This is a genomic window from Actinomadura litoris (assembly GCF_009733595.1).
Lineage (GTDB): Bacteria > Actinomycetota > Actinomycetes > Streptosporangiales > Streptosporangiaceae > Spirillospora > Spirillospora litoris.
Window position 1 is genome coordinate 401516 of record NZ_WOFH01000007.1, and the last position, 17639, is coordinate 419154.

Below are 17639 nucleotides of genomic sequence, written 5' to 3' on the forward strand. Positions count from 1 at the left end.
GGTAGCGGGGCCCGGCGCGGGCGTCCCCCGGTTCTCCGGTGCGCGATCTTCTAGTCGCAGCCGGCCCAGGACGCCGACTCGTCGAGGGTCTCGAACCGCTCGGTGAGGCTGAACCAGTTGCCCGAGTCGTCGCGGAAGATGGCCTCGATCCCGTAGGGGCGGCGCTCGGGCCGCTGGACGAACGTGACGCCCTTCGCCGACAGCTCCTCGTAGGTCGCCTGGCAGTCGTCGGCCGTGAACGCCCCCGCACCGAGGACGCCCTTGGCCAGCAGCGCCCTGAACCGCTCGGCGGAGGCGGGGTCCATCGACGGCGGCCCCGGCACCATCAGCGCGATCTTGAGGTCGGGCTGGTCCTTGGTGCCGACCGTGACCCAGCGCATCCCGCCCTCGCCGAGCGTGCGGTCGTCGCGGACCTCCAGCCCGAGCCTGCCGGTGAAGAACTCCAGGGCCGAGTCCTGGTCGAGCACCCAGACGGTGGCCAGGCCGAGCGCGGTGATCATGTTCGTGCTCCCTTCGCGGACGTCATCGGGGAGGTTCCCCGGCTGGTCACGCTAGGTCCCGCCGGGGCGGCCGGACTTCTCCGAAATTGCTACCGGCCCGACCGGAACCCCTGTCAGGCGCGGAAGCCGCCCGCCCAGAACATCACGAAGCAGCCGGGGACCGGGTCGGGGGCCGTGCGGCGGGCGCCCGCGCGGAACTGCGTCGGCGTCATCCCCTCCATCTGCTTGAACCGCGTGCAGAACGTGCCGAGGCTGCTGAACCCGACCCGCATGCAGATGTCGGTGACGGTCAGGTCGGCCGAGCGGAGCAGGTCCTTGGAGCGCTCGATGCGGCGGCGGGCGAGGTAGCGGCCGGGCGTCTCCCCGTAGGCGTCGCGGAACAGCCGGACGAAGTGGTACGGCGAGTACCCGGCGCGCGCGGCGACGGCGGCGACGTCGAGCGGCTCGGCCCAGTCGCGGTCCATGACGTCCTTGGCCAGCCGCAGCCGATGGAGCACCGCGATGTCCGGTCCGTCCCCCATCCCCCGATGGTCGCACGGAGACCGGCCGGGCGCCCCGCGTCGGGGCGACCGGCCGGTCTCCGTGCCCAGGCGGTAGGTGCTCAGGCGGTGGGTGCTCAGGCGGTGGGTGCTCAGGCGATCGGACGCGCGGTCGGCGGGATCGGGTACGGCAGCGCCGTCTCCCCGCTGAGGTAGGCGTCGACGCCGTGCGCGGCGGCGCGGCCCTCGGCGATCGCCCAGACGATCAGCGACTGGCCGCGGCCCATGTCGCCGGCGGCGAACACGCCGTCCACCGACGTCCGGTAGTCGGCGTCGCGGACGACGTTGCCGCGCTGGTCCAGCTCGACGCCGAGCCGGTCGAGCAGCCCCTCGCGCTGCGGGCCGAGGAAGCCCATCGCGAGCGTGACCAGCTCCGCCGGGATCTCCCGCTCGGTGCCCTCGATCGGCTTGAACCCGGTCGAGGGGCCGCCGACCTCGACGAGCCGCAGCGCCCGCACGTTCCCGTCGGCGTCGCCCACGAACTCCGTCGTGGACACCGCGTACACGCGGTCGCCGCCGAGCCCGGCGAGCTCCTCGTGGGCGCTCTCCATCTTGAACAGCATCGGGTAGGTCGGCCAGGGCTGGGCGTCGGGCCGGGTCTCCGGCGGCCTCGGCATGATCTCCAGCTGGGTGACGGACGCGGCGCCCTGCCGGATCGCGGTGCCGACGCAGTCGGCACCGGTGTCACCGCCGCCGATCACCACGACGTGCTTGCCCTTCGCGGAGATCGGCGACTCGGCGAAGTCGCCCTCCTGCGCCCGGTTGGACGGCGGCAGGTACTCCATCGCCTGGTGAACGCCGTTCAGCTCCCGCCCGGGGACGGGCAGGTCGCGCCAGACGGTGGCGCCGCCCGCGAGGACGACAGCGTCGTGGGAGGCGCGCAGCTCGTCCGCGGTGACGTCGACGCCGACGTCCACCGACGTGCGGAACGCGGTGCCCTCGGCGCGCATCTGCGCGAGCCGGCGGTCCAGGTGCCGCTTCTCCATCTTGAACTCGGGGATGCCGTAGCGCAGCAGGCCGCCGATCCGGTCGGCGCGCTCGTACACCGTGACGTCGTGCCCGGCGCGGGTGAGCTGCTGCGCGGCGGCGAGCCCGGCGGGCCCCGAGCCGACGACCGCGACCTTCTTGCCGGTCTTCACCGCGGGCGGGCGCGGCCGCACCCAGCCCTCGGCGAACGCCCGGTCGATGATCTCGACCTCGACCCGCTTGATCGTCACCGGGTCCTGGTTGATGCCGAGGACGCAGGCGCTCTCGCACGGGGCGGGGCACAGCCTCCCGGTGAACTCCGGGAAGTTGTTGGTGGCGTGCAGCCGCTCGATCGCCTCGTGCCAGTCCCCCCGGTAGACCAGATCGTTCCACTCGGGGATGAGGTTGCCGAGGGGGCAGCCCTGGTGGCAGAACGGGATGCCGCAGTCCATGCAGCGGCTCGCCTGCCGCTCCAGCCGGTCGGTGCCGAAGTCCTCGTAGACCTCCGACCAGCTCCGGATGCGGACGTCGACCGGGCGGCGCTTCGGAAGCTCCCGTCCGGCGGTCAGGAAACCCTTCGGGTCGGCCATGTGCGGATCCCCCTCTCAGCTCTGCGCGGCGGCCATGACGGCCTCGTCGACGTCGCGCCCCTCGGCCTCGGCCTGGGCCATCGCGTCCAGGACGCGCCGGTAGTCACGCGGCATGATCTTGGTGAAGCGGAGCGCGGCGGTGTCCCAGTCGGCCAGCAGCCGCGCCGCGACCCGCGACCCGGTCTCGGTGAGGTGCCGCGCCGCCAGCGTCCGGACGAACTCCAGGTCGGCCTCGTCGAGCGGCTCCAGGTCGACCATCTCGCCGTTGACCCGCTCGGGCACGAGGTCCAGGACGTAGGCGATCCCGCCGGACATCCCCGCCGCGAGGTTGCGCCCCGTCCGGCCGAGGATGACCGCGCGGCCGCCGGTCATGTACTCGCAGGCGTGGTCGCCGACGCCCTCGACGACGGCGGTCGCGCCGGAGTTGCGGACGCAGAACCGCTCGCCGACGACGCCCCGGGCGAACAGCTCGCCCGAGGTCGCGCCGTACAGGATGACGTTGCCGCCGATGATCTGCTCCTCGGCCGCGAACGCCGAGCCCGGGTGCGGGCGCAGCGTCAGCCGCCCGCCCGACAGGCCCTTGCCGACGTAGTCGTTGGCGTCGCCGACGAGCCGCAGCGTGATCCCGCGCGGCACGAACGCGCCGAAGGAGTTGCCCGCCGAGCCGGTGAAGGTGACGTCGATGGTGTCGTCGGGCAGCCCGCCGCCGCCCCACGTCCGGGTCACCTCGTGGCCGAGCATCGTGCCGACCGTCCGGTTGACGTTGCGGATCGGCAGCTCCAGCCGCACCGCGTCACCGAACGCGATCGCGCCCTCGGCGAGCTGGATCAGCGTGTTGTCCAGGGCCTTCTCCAGGCCGTGGTCCTGCTCGGCGACGCGGTGCAGCGCCGCGCCGGGCGCCCGCTCGGGCGCGTGCAGGATCGGCGCGAGGTCGAGCCCGGCCGCCTTCCAGTGCTCGACGGCCTCGCGGGTGTCGAGCATCTCGACGCGCCCGACCGCCTCCTCCAGCGTCCGGAAGCCGAGCGCCGCGAGGTACTCGCGGACCTCCTCGGCGACGAACTCGAAGAAGTTGACGACGAACTCCGGCTTCCCGGCGAACCGCTCGCGCAGGACGGGGTTCTGCGTCGCGACGCCGACCGGGCAGGTGTCGAGGTGGCAGACCCGCATCATCACGCAGCCCGACACCACGAGCGGCGCGGTCGCGAAGCCGAACTCCTCGGCGCCGAGCAGCGCCGCGACGACCACGTCCCGGCCGGTCTTCATCTGCCCGTCGGCCTGCACGACGATCCGGTCGCGCAGCCCGTTCAGCAGCAGCGTCTGCTGGGTCTCGGCGAGGCCCAGCTCCCACGGCGCGCCCGCGTGCTTGAGCGAGGTGAGCGGCGAGGCGCCGGTGCCGCCGTCGTGCCCGGAGATCAGCACGACGTCGGCGTGCGCCTTGGACACCCCGGCCGCGACCGTCCCGACCCCGACCTCGGAGACGAGCTTGACGTGCACCCGCGCCGCCGGGTTCGCGTTCTTCAGGTCGTGGATGAGCTGCGCGAGGTCCTCGATCGAGTAGATGTCGTGGTGCGGCGGCGGCGAGATCAGCCCGACGCCCGGCGTGGAGTGCCGGGTCTTGGCGATCCACGGGTAGACCTTGTGGCCGGGGAGCTGGCCGCCCTCGCCGGGCTTGGCGCCCTGCGCCATCTTGATCTGGATGTCGTCGGCGTTGGTGAGGTACTCGGAGGTGACGCCGAACCGGCCGGAGGCGACCTGCTTGATCGCACTGCGGCGCAGGTCGCCGTTCTCGTCCGGGACGAAGCGGGACGGGTCCTCCCCGCCCTCGCCGGTGTTGGACTTGCCGCCGAGCCGGTTCATCGCGATCGCGAGCGTCTCGTGCGCCTCGGCCGAGATCGAGCCGTAGGACATCGCGCCGGTGGAGAACCGCTTGACGATCTCCGATACCGGCTCGACCTCCTCGATCGGCACCGGCGGCCGCTCGCCCTCGCGGAGCCGGAACAGGCCCCGCAGCGTCATCAGCCGCCCGGCCTGCGAGTCGACCCCGGAGGTGTACTCCTTGAAGATCTCGTACCGGCGGGTGCGGGTCGCGTGCTGGAGCTTGAACACCGTGTCCGGGTCGAACAGGTGCGGCTCGCCCTCGCGGCGCCACTGGTACTCGCCGCCGACCTCCAGCGTGCGGTGCGCGGGCTCGTTGCCGCCCGCCGGGTAGGCGCGGCGGTGCCGCGCGGCGACCTCGCGGGCGAGCACGTCGAAGCCGACGCCGCCGAGCCGGGACGTCGTCCCGGTGAAGCAGCGCGCCACCACGTCCGCGCCGAGCCCGATCGCCTCGAAGATCTGCGCGCCGGTGTAGGACGCGACCGTGGACACGCCCATCTTCGACATGACCTTCAGGACACCCTTGCCGTAGGCCTTCACGAGGTTGCGGACGGCCCGTCCGGACGGCACGCCCTCGATCGCGCCGCCGCGGACGAGGTCCTCGACGGTCTCGATGGCCAGGTAGGGGTTGATCGCGGACGCGCCGTACCCGATCAGCAGCGCCATGTGGTGGCACTCGCGGGCCTCGCCGGTCTCGATCACGAGGCCGACCCGGGTGCGGGTCTTCTCCCGGATCAGGTGGTGGTGGACGGCGCCGGTGAGCAGCAGCGACGGGATCGCGGCGCGGGCGGAGTCGGCGCCGCGGTCCGACAGCACGATGATCCGCGCGCCGGCGTCGATGGCCCGGCTCACCTCGGAGTTGATCTCCGCCAGGCGCGCCTCCAGCGCCGCTCCCCCGCCGGCGACGTCGTACAGGCCGTGCACGACGTGGGCGTGCAGGTGCGGCAGCGAGCCCTCGTCGTCGATGTGGATGATCTTGGAGAGCTCGTCGTTGTCGAGGATCGGGGTCGGCAGCACGAGCCGCCGGCACGAGTCCGGGCCGGGCTCCAGGAGGTTGCCCTCCGGCCCGAGCGTGGACTGGAGCGAGGTGACGAGCTCCTCGCGGATCGCGTCCAGCGGCGGGTTCGTGACCTGCGCGAACAGCTGCTTGAAGTAGTCGAACAGCAGCCTCGGACGCTGCGAGAGCACCGCGACCGGGGTGTCGGTGCCCATCGAGCCGATCGGCTCCGCGCCCGTCCGCGCCATCGGCGACAGGATGACGCGCTGCTCCTCCAGCGTGTAGCCGAACGTCTGCTGGCGCTTGACGAGCGTCTCGTGCGTCGGGATCTCCCGCTCGCGCTGCGGCAGCTCCTCGAACCGGACGAGGCCCTCGTGCAGCCACCGGCCGTAGGGGTGCTCGGCGGCCAGCTCGGCCTTGACCTCGTCGTCCTCGACGATCCGCCCCGCCTCGGTGTCGATCAGGAAGATCTTGCCGGGCTGCAGGCGGCCCTTGCGGACGACCTTGGCGGAGGGGATGTCCAGCACCCCGGCCTCGCTCGCCAGCACGACCAGGCCGTCGTCGGTCACCCAGTAGCGGCCGGGGCGCAGGCCGTTGCGGTCCAGCACGGCGCCCGCGAGCGTCCCGTCGGTGAAGCTGACGCTGGCCGGGCCGTCCCACGCCTCCATGAGCGTCGAGTGGAACTCATAGAACGCGCGGCGCTCGGCGTCCATCTCCGCGTGGTTCTCCCACGCCTCGGGGATCATCATCAGCACCGCGTGCGGCAGCGACCGGCCGCCCAGGTGCAGCAGCTCCAGGCACTCGTCGAAGGAGGCCGTGTCGCTCGCCTCGATGTCGATCACCGGGAAGATCCGGGACAGGTCGCCGGGGATCAGGTCGGAGGCCAGCAGCGCCTCGCGGGCGCGCATCCAGTTCCGGTTGCCCTTCACCGTGTTGATCTCGCCGTTGTGGGCGATGAACCGGTACGGGTGGGCCAGCTCCCAGGCCGGGAACGTGTTGGTCGAGAAGCGCGAGTGGACCAGCGCGATCGCGCTGGTGAAGCGGGGGTCGGACAGGTCGGGGAAGAACGGCTGGAGCTGCGGGGTCGTCAGCATCCCCTTGTAGACCATCGTCCGGCTGGACAGGCTCGGGAAGTAGACCGGCGCGTCCTGCTCGGCGCGCTCGCGCATGCAGAAGACGGCACGGTCCAGCTCCAGGCCCGCCTTCCCCTCGTGCGGGCCGCCGGCGGCGGGCGCCACGAAGAGCTGGGCGAAGTGCGGCATGACCCGCCGCGCGGCGGGGCCGGTGAAGTCGGGGTCGTAGGGCAGCTCGCGCCAGCCGAGGACCGTCAGGCCCTCCTCCGCGCAGAGCGCCGCCACCTGCGCGACGGCGGCCTCGCGCTCCTCGCGGCCCGCGGGCAGGAACGCCAGTCCGGCGGCGTACCGGCCCGGCTCGGGCAGCGCGAAGTCGCAGACCTCGCGCAGGAACGCGTCGGGGATCTGGACGAGGATGCCGACGCCGTCCCCGTCGTCGGGCTCGGCGCCGACGGCCCCGCGGTGGTCCAGGTTCCGCAGGACGGTCAGCGCGTTCTGGACGATGTCGTGGCTCTTGCGTCCGTGCAGGTCGGCGACGATGCCGACGCCGCATGCGTCGTGCTCGTTCGCCGGGTCGTAGAGCCCCTGGGAATGGGGGCGGCCCGGTGGTGTGAGGGCAGCAGAAGCCATCGACCCTCCCGTCGTCGTCGTGTCGGTTCACTGCTTCGGTGTCAGTGCAGACCGGGACGACGTTGGCCCTGCTGCGGTGAGATGACATTACAGCACTGTCGGGATCATGCCCGACTACACCGGATCGCGAAACTTCTCCGCGCTCATCGGCTGTGCGACATCTCTGAGTGGTTTAGACCAGGATAGCCGGAGGCCCCGCCGGGACAGGGCATCCGATCCCGGTGAAAATCATCACCGGGGAGGGATGTTTACCGGCGGGAGGCAGAGAGTTGCTCAGAGTGGCCGGTCGGCTTCTCTCTGAAGGCGCGGGTGAGTCGGGGCGGGTCAGCGGGGGGCGCGGGCCGCCCGGCCGAGGACCGCCGGGGCCTTGCCGCCCTCGATCAGCAGCGACAGCAGCGTCTCGTCGCGCTCGTCGCCGCCGCCGTCCAGCCGCTGCGCCCAGGACACGACCGCGAAGTGGCCCATCGCGAGGCCCCGCGCCATCCCGAAGCCCTGGCCGAACGCGCCGAGCGGCCCGGTCGCGGCCGGCGGCCGGACGAAGCCGCCGCCGCGCGTGCGGTCGAGCAGCCCCACGAACCGGTCGGCGTCGGCGGAACCGGCCAGGTTGAACACCGCGACGGCCATGCCGTAGGCCCGCTCGCCCCGGCCCGTGCTCGCGTACAGGCCCCGCGCCGCCTGCGTGCAGCCGCCGCGCCGCAGGTCGGCGGCGACGGTGGCGCCCCAGACGGCGGCGGCGCAGTCGCCGTCCAGCCGTTTGGTACGCAGAGTCAACTTCGCGTCACTGTCGGGTACCGAAACTGTCGCCGCCGAGGGCGGGAACGCCTCGCCGGCCGTCAGCGGCCCCGCGTCGGACGTGCGCGCGGCGATCCCCGCGTAGGCGGCGGACGTCGGCGAGCTGGAGTAGGACGTCGGCGAGGGTCCGCTCCCCGCCGGACGGCCGATGACCGCGGCGGGCGCGTGGGTCGGGACCGGGTCGTCGCCGCCGCGCAGCAGGACCACGGCGCCCAGCCCGACGATCACCACCGCGCCGAGCGCGCCCGCGGCCCCGAAGTAGGCGCGGGACCCGAGCGCGGCGCGCGGGCGCCGGGCCGATCCGGGGTCGCCGCCGGAGGCGGCGGGGCGGCGGGGCGTGCGGGAGCCTCCGCGCCCGGAGGGGCGCTTGCGCCCCTTGGCGGGACGCCGCGTCTCGCGCGGCGCCTCGGCGTACACGGGTTCCTGGTACGCCTGGTCCTGATACGCCTGGTCCTGATAGGGCGCGTCGTCGTAGGGCGCCTCGTAGCCGGCGGGGTCCTGGTAGGGGACCTCCGGACGGGGGACCTCGGGGCGCGGGGCGGGGCGGGGGCGCCGGCCGGGGCGGCCCTGCCCGGCGCCGCGGGGCGCGGCGGACCGGCCGGACGTGCGGCGCGGGGCCGCCCGCCCGCGGCCGGAGCGGCTCACCGGGGCTCGGCGGGGACCGCCCTCGCGGCGGCCCGGGTCATCGGAGTCCACGACCGCGCAGACTACAACCCGCGGGGCCGTGCCGCGCGAGGCCGCGCCAGGGGCCGCCGCCGGGTCACGGCCGCTTCCCGCCGCCGGTCCCGCCGCCGACCAGGTCGAGGCGTCCCCACACGAAGTCGGCGGGCTTCTCGATGACCAGGCTCACATCGATCATCTCGTTGAGCGAGGCGGGCTGGACGCCGCCGGCCCGCTCCACCCAGGTGATCACCACGTAGTGGCCGTAGGTCTTGGCGTAGGCGGCGCTGAACCCGGCACCGAACTCGGGGACGCCGGGCGGGTTCAGCGGCCGCACCCAGCCCGCGCCGGTGGCCCGGTCGAGGTCGCGCTGGACCTGCTTCACGCCCTCCTCGTCGGCCATGTTGATCGCGATGAACTGGCCGACGTACTTCTTGTCCGAGCTGACGTAGGCGCCGCGCACGATCTGCGTGCAGCCGAGCTTGGCGAGGTCGCCCTGGAGCCGGGCGCCCCAGGTGGCGCTCTTGCAGTCGGAGGTCACGTTGGAGGCGCCCAGCGTGAAGGTGTACTTGCCCGAGGTGAGCCTCTTGGCGTCGCCGCCGAGCGCCTCGCCCTCGCTGACGGGGCGCTTGTCGGCCTGCCGCGAGGCGATCGCGGTGAAGCCCTCGCCGCTGAAGTCGGGCGTGTAGGCGGTCGGCAGGACGTCGCGCGGCGCCTTGCCGCCGTCCCCGCCGCCGCCGAGCAGCAGCACGGCGGCGATCGCGACCACCACCGCGACCAGCGCGGCCGCCCCGCCGTACAGCAGCTTGCGGTTCGGGGGCTTGCGGCCGGGCTTGTCCGCGGGCCAGAAGTCCCGTCCGCCCTCGCCGGGGGCCTGCTGGGGGGAACCGGTGTCACGAGCCTCGATCACGCCCCGGAGCTTAGCGGTCCGCACCGCCCCCGCGTGGCCAAAAGGGCGTTTCATCCGGGTTCTTTGGCACCGTCCACCGGGCTAGAGGCCGTTGGCGCCGATCAGCGCGCCGACCCCGTAGGTGATCGCCGCCGCGGCGCCGCCGAACGCGAGCTGCCGGAACCCCCCGTACCACCAGGCGCGGGAGGTCACCCGCGACACCAGCGCCCCCGCGCAGAACAGCCCGAGCGCCGCGAGCACGGCGGCGGGCCACAGCGAGGAGGCGCCCAGCAGGTAGGGCAGCACGGGCAGCAGCGCGCCCACCGCGAACGACAGGAACGACGACCCGGCCGCCAGCACCGGCGAGGGCAGGTCGCCCGGGGTCACCCCGAGCTCCTCCCGGGTGTGGACCTCCAGCGCCTCGTCGGGGTCGCGGGACAGCTGCCGGGCGACCTCGGCGGCCGTCGCCGGGTCGACGCCGCGCGCCTCGAAGACCTCCGCCAGCTCCCGCTCCTCGGCCGCCGGGTGCCGGGCCAGCTCCAGCCGCTCCACCTCGATCTCGGCCTGCGCCAGCTCGCTCTGGGACGCGACGGAGACGTACTCCCCCGCCGCCATCGAGAACGCGCCCGCCGCGAGCCCGGCCAGCCCCGCCAGCAGGACCACCTTCTGGCCGCCCTGCCCGCCCGCCATGCCCGCGATCAGCGCGAAGTTGGACACCAGGCCGTCCATCGCGCCGAACACCGCGGGCCGCAGCCAGCCGCCGCTGACGTCGCGGTGCTGGTGGTGGTTCTCCGGGGTCCGGCTGCCGGTTCGCTCGCTGGTCACCTCGCCGCCGGACCCCTTCGCGTCTACTTCCCGTCCTTGACGGGCTCCCCCTTCGCCGCGTCCTCGGACGCGGCGGCGTCGTCGCCGTCATTGTCCCCGGGCTCGCCGTCCGCCGCGCCGGCGGGGTCCTGCCCGGCGCCCTTCGCGCCCTTCGCGCCCTTCTCCGCGTCCTGCCCGCCCTCGGGGGCGTCCTCGGGCCCGTCCTCGGCCTCGGCGGGCTCGGGGGCTTCCTCGGACGTCTCGTCCCTGGGAGCCTCCGGCTCGCCGCTTTCGGGCTCCGGTCCGGGCTCGGGCTCGCCCGCCTCGGCCTCCGGCTCGTCCGGCTCCTCGGCGGGCCCCTCGTCCTTCGCCTCGGGCTCGTCCTTCGCCCCGGGCTCGGCCTCCGGCTCCGGCTCCCCCTCGGGCTCCGCCCCTCCACCGGACGGGGCGTCCGCGGGCTCCTGCCCGACGGCCTCCACGCCGGTGCGGCCGCGGGCCAGGTAGAGGTAGGCGACCGCGCCCACGAAGACGACGATCGAGGTCCAGTCGTTCAGCCGCATGCCGAGGAAGTGGTGGGCGTCGTCGATGCGCAGCGCCTCGATCCAGAACCGCCCGACGGTGTAGGCGGCGACGTACAGGAAGAACGCGCGCCCGTGCGTGAGCTTGAATTTCCGGTCGGCCCAGATCACGAGGACCGCGACCCCGATGCACCACAGGAACTCGTACAGGAACGTCGGGTGGTAGGTCGCGACGTCGGCGTACTTCGGGTCGAGCGGGGCGAGGCCGCCGTCCGACAGCCGGGGCCGCTGCTCCCGGTCGATCTTGAGGGCCCAGAAGGTGTCGAGCGGCCGCCCGTACAGCTCCTGGTTCCAGTAGTTGCCCCAGCGGCCGATCGCCTGGCCGAGCGCGAGCCCCGGCGCGACCGCGTCGCCGAGCGCCAGCACCGAGATGCCCCGGCGGCGGCAGCCGATGATCGCGCCGACCGCGCCGAGGACGACGGCGCCCCAGATGCCGAGGCCGCCCTTCCAGATCTCCAGCGCGTGCGCGGGCTCGCCGTTCTCCCCGAAGTAGCGCTGGTAGTCGGTGATCACGTGGTAGAGCCGCCCGCCGACCAGGCCGAACGGGACGGCCCACACCGCCACGTCCACGATCACGCCGGGCGCGCCGCCCTTGGCCGCCCAGCGCCGCTCGCCGAGCCAGACCGCGACGACGATACCGATGATGATCATGATCGCGTACGCGCGGATCGGTACGGGCCCGAGGTGCCAGACGCCCTGGGACGGGCTCGGGATGAAGGCGAGCGGCTGCATGGGCGTGAACGTTACCGCGTCGCGGCGTCTCCCGGGGCATTCCCGCCATGCGGGGCCGGGGCGTCCATCCGGGCCCCGGCGACGGCCTCGCGCAGCGCGTCCGGCGACCCGAGCAGGTCGTCACCGGCCTTCCTGCCGTCCAGCGCCAGGTACGGGGTGGAGTTCACGCCGACCCTGCCCGCGTGGGCGGAGGACTGGTCGACCCCCTCCATCATCCGCTGCCCGCTCACGCAGTCGGCGAACTCGGCGCCGGTCACGCCGACCTGCGCCGCCAGCTTGATCAGCTCCGGTTCGGTGAACCCGATCTCGCCCTCGGCGGGCTGGTTGGCGTAGAGGGCGTCGTGGTACTTCACCCACCGGTCGGCGGGCGCGCACAGGGCGGCGTTCGCGGCGCGCCGCGAGTTGGACATGAGCGGGTCCTGCTGGAACAGCTGGAACGGCCGGTAGACGACCTTGGCCCGGCCCTGCGCCGCGAGCTCCTTGAGCGTCCCGCCCTGGCGCTCCTCCAGCGCCAGGCACGCGGGGCACTGGAAGTCCTCGTACAGCTCCAGCACGGGCGCGGTCACGCCCGGCCGCGCCATCGCGACCGACCCGTCCGGCTGCCGGACGGCCGGCGCCAGCGCCCCCTTGTACTCCCCGACGCGGGTCCCGTCGTCCCGCCCCAGCACCACCACGACGAGGGCCACCGCCGTCGCCGTGACGGCCAGCGCCCCGAGGAGGACCACCAGCGCCCTCCGGCGCCGTCCCCTCGCGTAGGCGTTCGCCCGCTCGTCCACATGCCGGTGGCGCGCGGACTCCTCCTGTTCGGCCATGCTCATCGATCCCCCGATCGGCCGGTCAGATGCTTGCTGAGCAGCGTACGAGCGCGGGGGCGGACGGACGCGCGCGCCGCGCCGTTCCCTGCGGAACGGCGCGGCGCGCGATGCTCTCCGGGCGAGCGGGTCAGCCGGTGGCGGTCACTTGCCGCCGCCCGCCTGGGCGATGGCCGCCTTGAGGTCGCCGGGGTTCATGAGCTGGCTCTGCAGGTCGAGCTGCTTGCCGTCCAGGAAGACCGTCGGGGTGCCCTCGACCTTGCGGGTCTCCAGGGCGTACTTGGTCATCTGGTCGACCTGGGCCTTCTTCTGCTCGTCCCGGACGCACTTCTCGAAGTTCGGGTCGGTGACGCCGACGTCCTTGCCCCACTTGACGAGGTCGTCCGGCGAGAAGCCCTTGGAGCCCTCGTTGGGCTGGAACTTGAACAGCGCGTCGTGGTAGGAGACCCACTTGTCGGCGGGCACGCACAGCGCCGCCTCGGCCGACCGCAGCGAGTTGATCTTGATCGGGTCCTTCATCTGGCCGAACAGGTGGAAGGGCCGGTAGACGACCTTGACCTTGCCCTCGGCCGCGAGCTGCTGGACGGTCTCGCCGCTCTTCTCCTCGAACTGCTTGCAGATCGGGCACTGGAAGTCCTCGAAGATCTCCAGGACCGGCTTGGTCACGCCCGCCTTGGCCATCACGATGGACCCGTCGGCGTCGCGGCTGAGCGGGGCGAGCGCGCCCTGGTGGACCTCCGCCTTGCCGTTCTTGTCGCGCTGGTCCATGACGATGACGACCGCCACGACGACCACGGCGACCGCGACCACGGCCCCGACGACGATCGCGAGCAGCCGCCGCTGCTTCTGCCGCGCCGCCTGCCGCTTGCGCTCGGCGGCCAGCTTCTCGCGCGCGGACCGCTCTCGTGCGGCCTTGCTCATGGGTGGTTCTCCTAGGGATGGGGGCCGCGACTGCCGCGCGGCGTGGTCCCGGCGAGACTAGTCGACCTGACCGATCCGCCGGAATTCGTCGAACAGGACGAGTAGGAACAGCACGACGGTGATCGCGTGCACGCCGGTGCACCACAGGCAGATCTTGTGCAGGATCGCCAGTTCCACGGTGACCAGGTAGACGACCATCAGCACGCCCGTGCAGACGGCCAGCAGCCGTCCCCAGCGCAGGGGCGGCCACGGCGAGCGCAGCGCCCACGGCGTGATCAACGCGGCGAAGCCGACGAAGAAGGCCAGCCCGAGCAGCGGCATCGGGATCCCGACCAGCGTCGAGTACTTGCTGGTGGTGACGGCGTGGCAGTCGACGGTGCCCGACGCCGAGCAGGTCAGCGCCTCCTCGTGGTAGTGCGAGATCGTCAGGTACACCGAGATCCCGAACCCGGCCAGGGTGAGCACCCAGGCCGCGGCCTGGAACCACAGCGGCCGGGGCGGCTCGCTCGCCGTCCCGGCCCGTTCCCGGGCCGTCATCTCTCGCGTCATCGTGATCCTTCCAGGACCGCCTCGCTGCGCCGGCGAACACACCCTACGGGAGAGCGGGGCCGCCACAAGCATGAACCGTGCGCCGGCGGCGTCGAGTTCCCAGAACGGAGGAAAACGTCCACGGAAACGAAAAGGCTCCGTAATTCCGTGGACGTTTGCCACATCCGCACAGCCGTTCACGGACGCCCCGGGGGGCCTCGGGGGGCGCTGCCGCCTCGGGCGCCTCAGGCGCCCTTGCGGACCCCGGCGGCCAGTTCCCCGGTGAGCGCCCGGACCCCGGCGATCCCGGACGCGAGGTCGGAGGCCTCCAGCAGCCGCCGGACGAACGCCGAGCCGACGATCACGCCGTCGGCGAACCCGGCGACCTCGGCCGCCTGCGCGCCGTTGCCGACGCCGAGCCCGAGGCCGATCGGCAGCCGCGCGCCGGACCGGCCGATGATCTCCCGGGTGCGCTCGACGAGCCGGGGCGCGCCGGTGTCGACGGCGGTGCGGGCGCCGGTGACGCCCATCAGCGACGCCGCGTACACGAACCCCCGGCACGCGCCGGTCACGGTCTCGATGCGCTCGTCGGTGGAGCTGAGCGCGACGAGGAAGACCCGGTCGAGCCCGTGCTCCTCGGACGCCGCGAGCCAGGCGCCGCCCTCCTCGGGCGTCAGGTCGGGCGTGATCAGCCCGCTGCCGCCCGCCGCGGCCAGGTCGCGCGCGAACGCGTCGACGCCGTAGTGGTCGACGGGGTTCCAGTACGTCATGACGAGGGTCGGGGCGCCGGTCGCGGCCACGGCCTCGACGGTCCGGAACACGTCGGCGACGCGGACGCCGCCGACGAGGGCCTGGTGGACGGCGTCCTGGATGGTGGGGCCGTCCATCATCGGGTCGGTGTAGGGCAGGCCGATCTCGATGACGTCGCAGCCCGCGTCGACCATCGCGGTGGCGGCCTCGACCGCGCCCTCGACCGAGGGGAACCCGGCGGGCAGGTAGCCGACGAGCGCGGCGCGGCCCTCGTCGCGGGCCCTGTCGTAGGCGTCCCGGACGCTCATTCGACGTCCCCTTCCGGCATCAGGCCGAAGAAGGAGGCGGCCGTGTGCATGTCCTTGTCGCCGCGCCCGGACAGGCACACCACGACGGTGGCGTCCGGCCCCAGCTCCCTGCCGACCTTCAGGGCCCCCGCGAGCGCGTGCGCGGACTCGATGGCGGGGATGATCCCCTCCGTCCGGCACAGCAGCGCGAACGCCTCCATCGCCTCGGCGTCGGTGATCTCCCGGTACTCGGCGCGCCCGGACTCGTGCAGCCAGGAGTGCTCGGGGCCGACGCCGGGGTAGTCGAGGCCGGCGGAGATCGAGTGGGTCTCCATGGTCTGGCCGTCGCCGTCCTGAAGCAGGTAGGTGCGCATGCCGTGGATGACGCCGAGCGAGCCGCCGACCAGCGTCGCGGCGTGCCGGCCGGTGGCGACGCCGTCGCCGCCCGCCTCGAACCCGTACAGCCGGACGGAGGCGTCCGGGACGAAGGCGTGGAACGCGCCGATCGCGTTGGACCCCCCGCCCACGCACGCGACGACCGCGTCGGGCAGGGCGCCGGTCAGCTCCAGGCACTGCCGCCGCGCCTCGACCCCGATGATCCGCTGGAAGTCGCGGACCATCGTCGGGAACGGGTGCGGGCCCATCACCGAGCCGATGCAGTAGTGGGTGTGCTCGACGCTGGCGACCCAGTCGCGGAACGCCTCGTTGCAGGCGTCCTTGAGCGTCCTGCTGCCGGTGCGGACGGGGACGACCTCGGCGCCCAGCATCCGCATGCGGGCGACGTTGAGCGCCTGGCGCTCGGTGTCGACCTCGCCCATGTAGACGGTGCACTCCAGGCCGAGCAGCGCCGCCGCCGTAGCGGTCGCGACGCCGTGCTGGCCCGCGCCCGTCTCGGCGATCACGCGGGTCTTGCCCATCCGCCGGGTGAGCAGCGCCTGCCCCAGCACGTTGTTGATCTTGTGGGAGCCGGTGTGGTTGAGGTCCTCGCGCTTGAGCAGCACGCGGGCGCCCGCGTGCTCGGAGAAGCGCTTGGCCTCCGTCAGCAGGCTCGGGCGGCCCGCGTAGTTCGCGAGCAGGTCGTCCAGCTCCGCGGTGAAGGCGGGGTCGTTCTTGGCGGTCTCGAACTCGCGGGTGAGCTCGTCCAGGGCCGCCATCAGCGCCTCGGGCGCGAACCGTCCGCCGAAGGGGCCGAAGTGGCCGCTCGCGTCGGGGACGGCGGTGTCGGTGGTCATGAGGGAAACGCGTCCTGTCGGGAAGTCGAGAGAAGGGGCCGTCTGATCAGTGGATCGGGACGGCCCGCCATCGCTCCCGCAGCGGCTCTGCCAGCATGCCCGTCACCCTACCGCCGGCCTAGCCCTGCCGGAGCGCCGGGTGCGCGCCCGCGGCGACCAGGTCGGCGACGGCGGCGCGCGGGTCCTTGCCGATCACCAGGCTCTCCCCCACCAGCACCGCGTCGGCGCCGCTGGAGGCGTAGGCGAGCAGGTCGTGCGGGCCCCGCACGCCGGACTCGGCGACCTTGACGACGTCCTTGGGGATCAGCGGCGCGACCCGGGCGAACACGCCCCGGTCGACCTGGAGGGTGCGCAGGTCGCGGGCGTTCACGCCGATGACCTTGGCGCCCGCCTCGACCGCCCGCGCCGCCTCCTCCTCGGTGTGCGCCTCGACGAGCGGCAGCAGCCCGATGGACTCGGCACGCTCCACCAGCGACACCAGCGCGTCCTGCTCCAGCGCGGCCACGATCAGCAGCGCCATGTCGGCGCCGTGGGCCCGCGCCTCCCAGAGCTGGTAGGAGCTGACGATGAAGTCCTTGCGCAGGACGGAGACGTCGACGCTCGCGCGCACGGCGGCGAGGTCCTGGAGGCTGCCGCCGAAGCGGCGCCGCTCGGTCAGCACGCTGATCACCCGCGCGCCGCCGGCCTCGTAGTCGCGGGCCAGCGCGGCCGGGTCGGCGATCGCGGCGAGCGCGCCCTTGGACGGGCTGCTGCGCTTGACCTCGGCGATGACCGACACGCCCTGCCCGCGCAGCGCGGCGAGCGCGTCGCGCGGGGACGGGGCCTGCGCGGCCTTCTCCTTGAGTGCGTCGAGCGGAACCTCACGCTGCCTGTCAGCGAGATCGGCCCGGACGCCCTCGATGATCTCGTCCAGCACGCTCAAGGTGATAGGCCCCCTATTTCCGGTCGTTCCGTGCACCGATCGTAGCCGCCCCTCCGGACGGTCCCGGCACCCGGGAGCCCCCGCCCGCCCGCTCAGGGGGCAAGGGCATGACCGAAGGGCAGATTCCGGACGATCCAGTACACCGCGAGCACCCCGACGAACCCGTACGCGATCACCGGCCTGAACAGGAGGGACCTCATCGGGAGCCCCCGCGAGGCCAGGTAGGTCCACCGGAGGTACATGTACGCGAACACCGGCAGCAGCAGGAACAGCAGCGGGTTGAAGCCGAACGCCGTGCCCGCGTCCCCGTGGGTGAGCGCGTGGACGAGCCGGGTCGCCCCGCACCCGGGGCAGTAGTACCCGGTCATCGCCAGGAAGGGGCACCCCGGGTAGTGCCCCGGCTCGTTCGGGTCGCGGAAGGCGACGACGACCGCGCCCGCCGCGACCACGGCCGCCACGAGCAGCTGGGGGCGCAGGGCCCGCAGCGGCGCCCGCTCACCGGATGGGCGCGGCGGCTGGACGGGCACTCGGGTCACGTCCCAACCTTAGACCGCGCCGCCCT

General features: G+C 73.5%; 15 protein-coding genes. All 15 read right to left on the bottom strand.

The window, feature by feature from the left end:
- Positions 1 to 50: 50 nt before the first annotated feature.
- The 15 genes from GNZ18_RS22195 to GNZ18_RS22265 all read right to left on the bottom strand — a co-directional run bounded on the left by GNZ18_RS22195 (position 51) and on the right by GNZ18_RS22265 (position 17613).
- The gene (locus GNZ18_RS22195) at positions 51 to 500 is read right to left on the bottom strand and encodes a VOC family protein (protein ID WP_156218418.1); all 450 of its coding nucleotides are present in this window, start codon (positions 498 to 500) and stop codon (positions 51 to 53) included.
- Between the two features lie 113 nt (positions 501 to 613).
- Positions 614 to 1021 carry a helix-turn-helix transcriptional regulator gene (locus GNZ18_RS22200; RefSeq protein ID WP_156218419.1) on the bottom strand — a complete coding sequence of 136 codons (408 nt, stop codon included), beginning with the start codon at positions 1019 to 1021 and terminating at the stop codon, positions 614 to 616.
- Between the two features lie 110 nt (positions 1022 to 1131).
- The gene (locus GNZ18_RS22205) at positions 1132 to 2595 is read right to left on the bottom strand and encodes a glutamate synthase subunit beta (protein WP_156218420.1); all 1464 of its coding nucleotides are present in this window, start codon (positions 2593 to 2595) and stop codon (positions 1132 to 1134) included.
- Positions 2596 to 2610: 15 nt separating this feature from the next.
- Complete coding sequence (gene gltB / locus GNZ18_RS22210) at positions 2611 to 7170, bottom strand: glutamate synthase large subunit (protein ID WP_156218421.1); 4560 nt, start codon at positions 7168 to 7170, stop codon at positions 2611 to 2613.
- A gap of 324 nt (positions 7171 to 7494) precedes the next feature.
- Complete coding sequence (locus GNZ18_RS22215; protein ID WP_156218422.1) at positions 7495 to 8658, bottom strand: hypothetical protein; 1164 nt, start codon at positions 8656 to 8658, stop codon at positions 7495 to 7497.
- Between the two features lie 64 nt (positions 8659 to 8722).
- The gene (locus GNZ18_RS22220; protein ID WP_173390848.1) at positions 8723 to 9532 is read right to left on the bottom strand and encodes a hypothetical protein; all 810 of its coding nucleotides are present in this window, start codon (positions 9530 to 9532) and stop codon (positions 8723 to 8725) included.
- An 81-nt stretch (positions 9533 to 9613) separates the two neighbouring features.
- Complete coding sequence (locus GNZ18_RS22225) at positions 9614 to 10336, bottom strand: VIT1/CCC1 transporter family protein (protein ID WP_214617853.1); 723 nt, start codon at positions 10334 to 10336, stop codon at positions 9614 to 9616.
- 23 nt (positions 10337 to 10359) lie between these two features.
- Positions 10360 to 11625 (bottom strand): prolipoprotein diacylglyceryl transferase, encoded by a 1266-nt coding sequence (gene lgt / locus GNZ18_RS22230; RefSeq protein WP_156218424.1) that lies wholly within the window; start codon positions 11623 to 11625, stop codon positions 10360 to 10362.
- A gap of 11 nt (positions 11626 to 11636) precedes the next feature.
- Positions 11637 to 12437 (bottom strand): DsbA family protein, encoded by an 801-nt coding sequence (locus tag GNZ18_RS22235; protein ID WP_173390849.1) that lies wholly within the window; start codon positions 12435 to 12437, stop codon positions 11637 to 11639.
- Positions 12438 to 12581: 144 nt separating this feature from the next.
- On the bottom strand, positions 12582 to 13358 hold the full coding sequence (locus tag GNZ18_RS22240; RefSeq protein ID WP_156218426.1) for a DsbA family protein: 777 nt from the start codon (positions 13356 to 13358) through the stop codon (positions 12582 to 12584).
- Between the two features lie 57 nt (positions 13359 to 13415).
- The gene (locus GNZ18_RS22245; protein ID WP_156218427.1) at positions 13416 to 13907 is read right to left on the bottom strand and encodes a vitamin K epoxide reductase family protein; all 492 of its coding nucleotides are present in this window, start codon (positions 13905 to 13907) and stop codon (positions 13416 to 13418) included.
- Between the two features lie 224 nt (positions 13908 to 14131).
- Positions 14132 to 14944 (bottom strand): tryptophan synthase subunit alpha, encoded by an 813-nt coding sequence (gene trpA, locus GNZ18_RS22250; RefSeq protein WP_156218428.1) that lies wholly within the window; start codon positions 14942 to 14944, stop codon positions 14132 to 14134.
- Entirely contained in the window at positions 14941 to 16155 is a 1215-nt protein-coding gene (trpB, locus tag GNZ18_RS22255) for a tryptophan synthase subunit beta (protein WP_156218429.1), read from the bottom strand. Before trpB ends, trpA begins: the two co-directional genes overlap by 4 nt.
- A gap of 118 nt (positions 16156 to 16273) precedes the next feature.
- Positions 16274 to 17077, bottom strand: coding sequence for an indole-3-glycerol phosphate synthase TrpC (trpC, locus tag GNZ18_RS22260; RefSeq protein WP_156218430.1), 804 nt, complete (start codon positions 17075 to 17077; stop codon positions 16274 to 16276).
- Between the two features lie 92 nt (positions 17078 to 17169).
- Complete coding sequence (locus tag GNZ18_RS22265; protein ID WP_312874668.1) at positions 17170 to 17613, bottom strand: DUF2752 domain-containing protein; 444 nt, start codon at positions 17611 to 17613, stop codon at positions 17170 to 17172.
- Between the last annotated feature and the right edge of the window lie 26 nt (positions 17614 to 17639).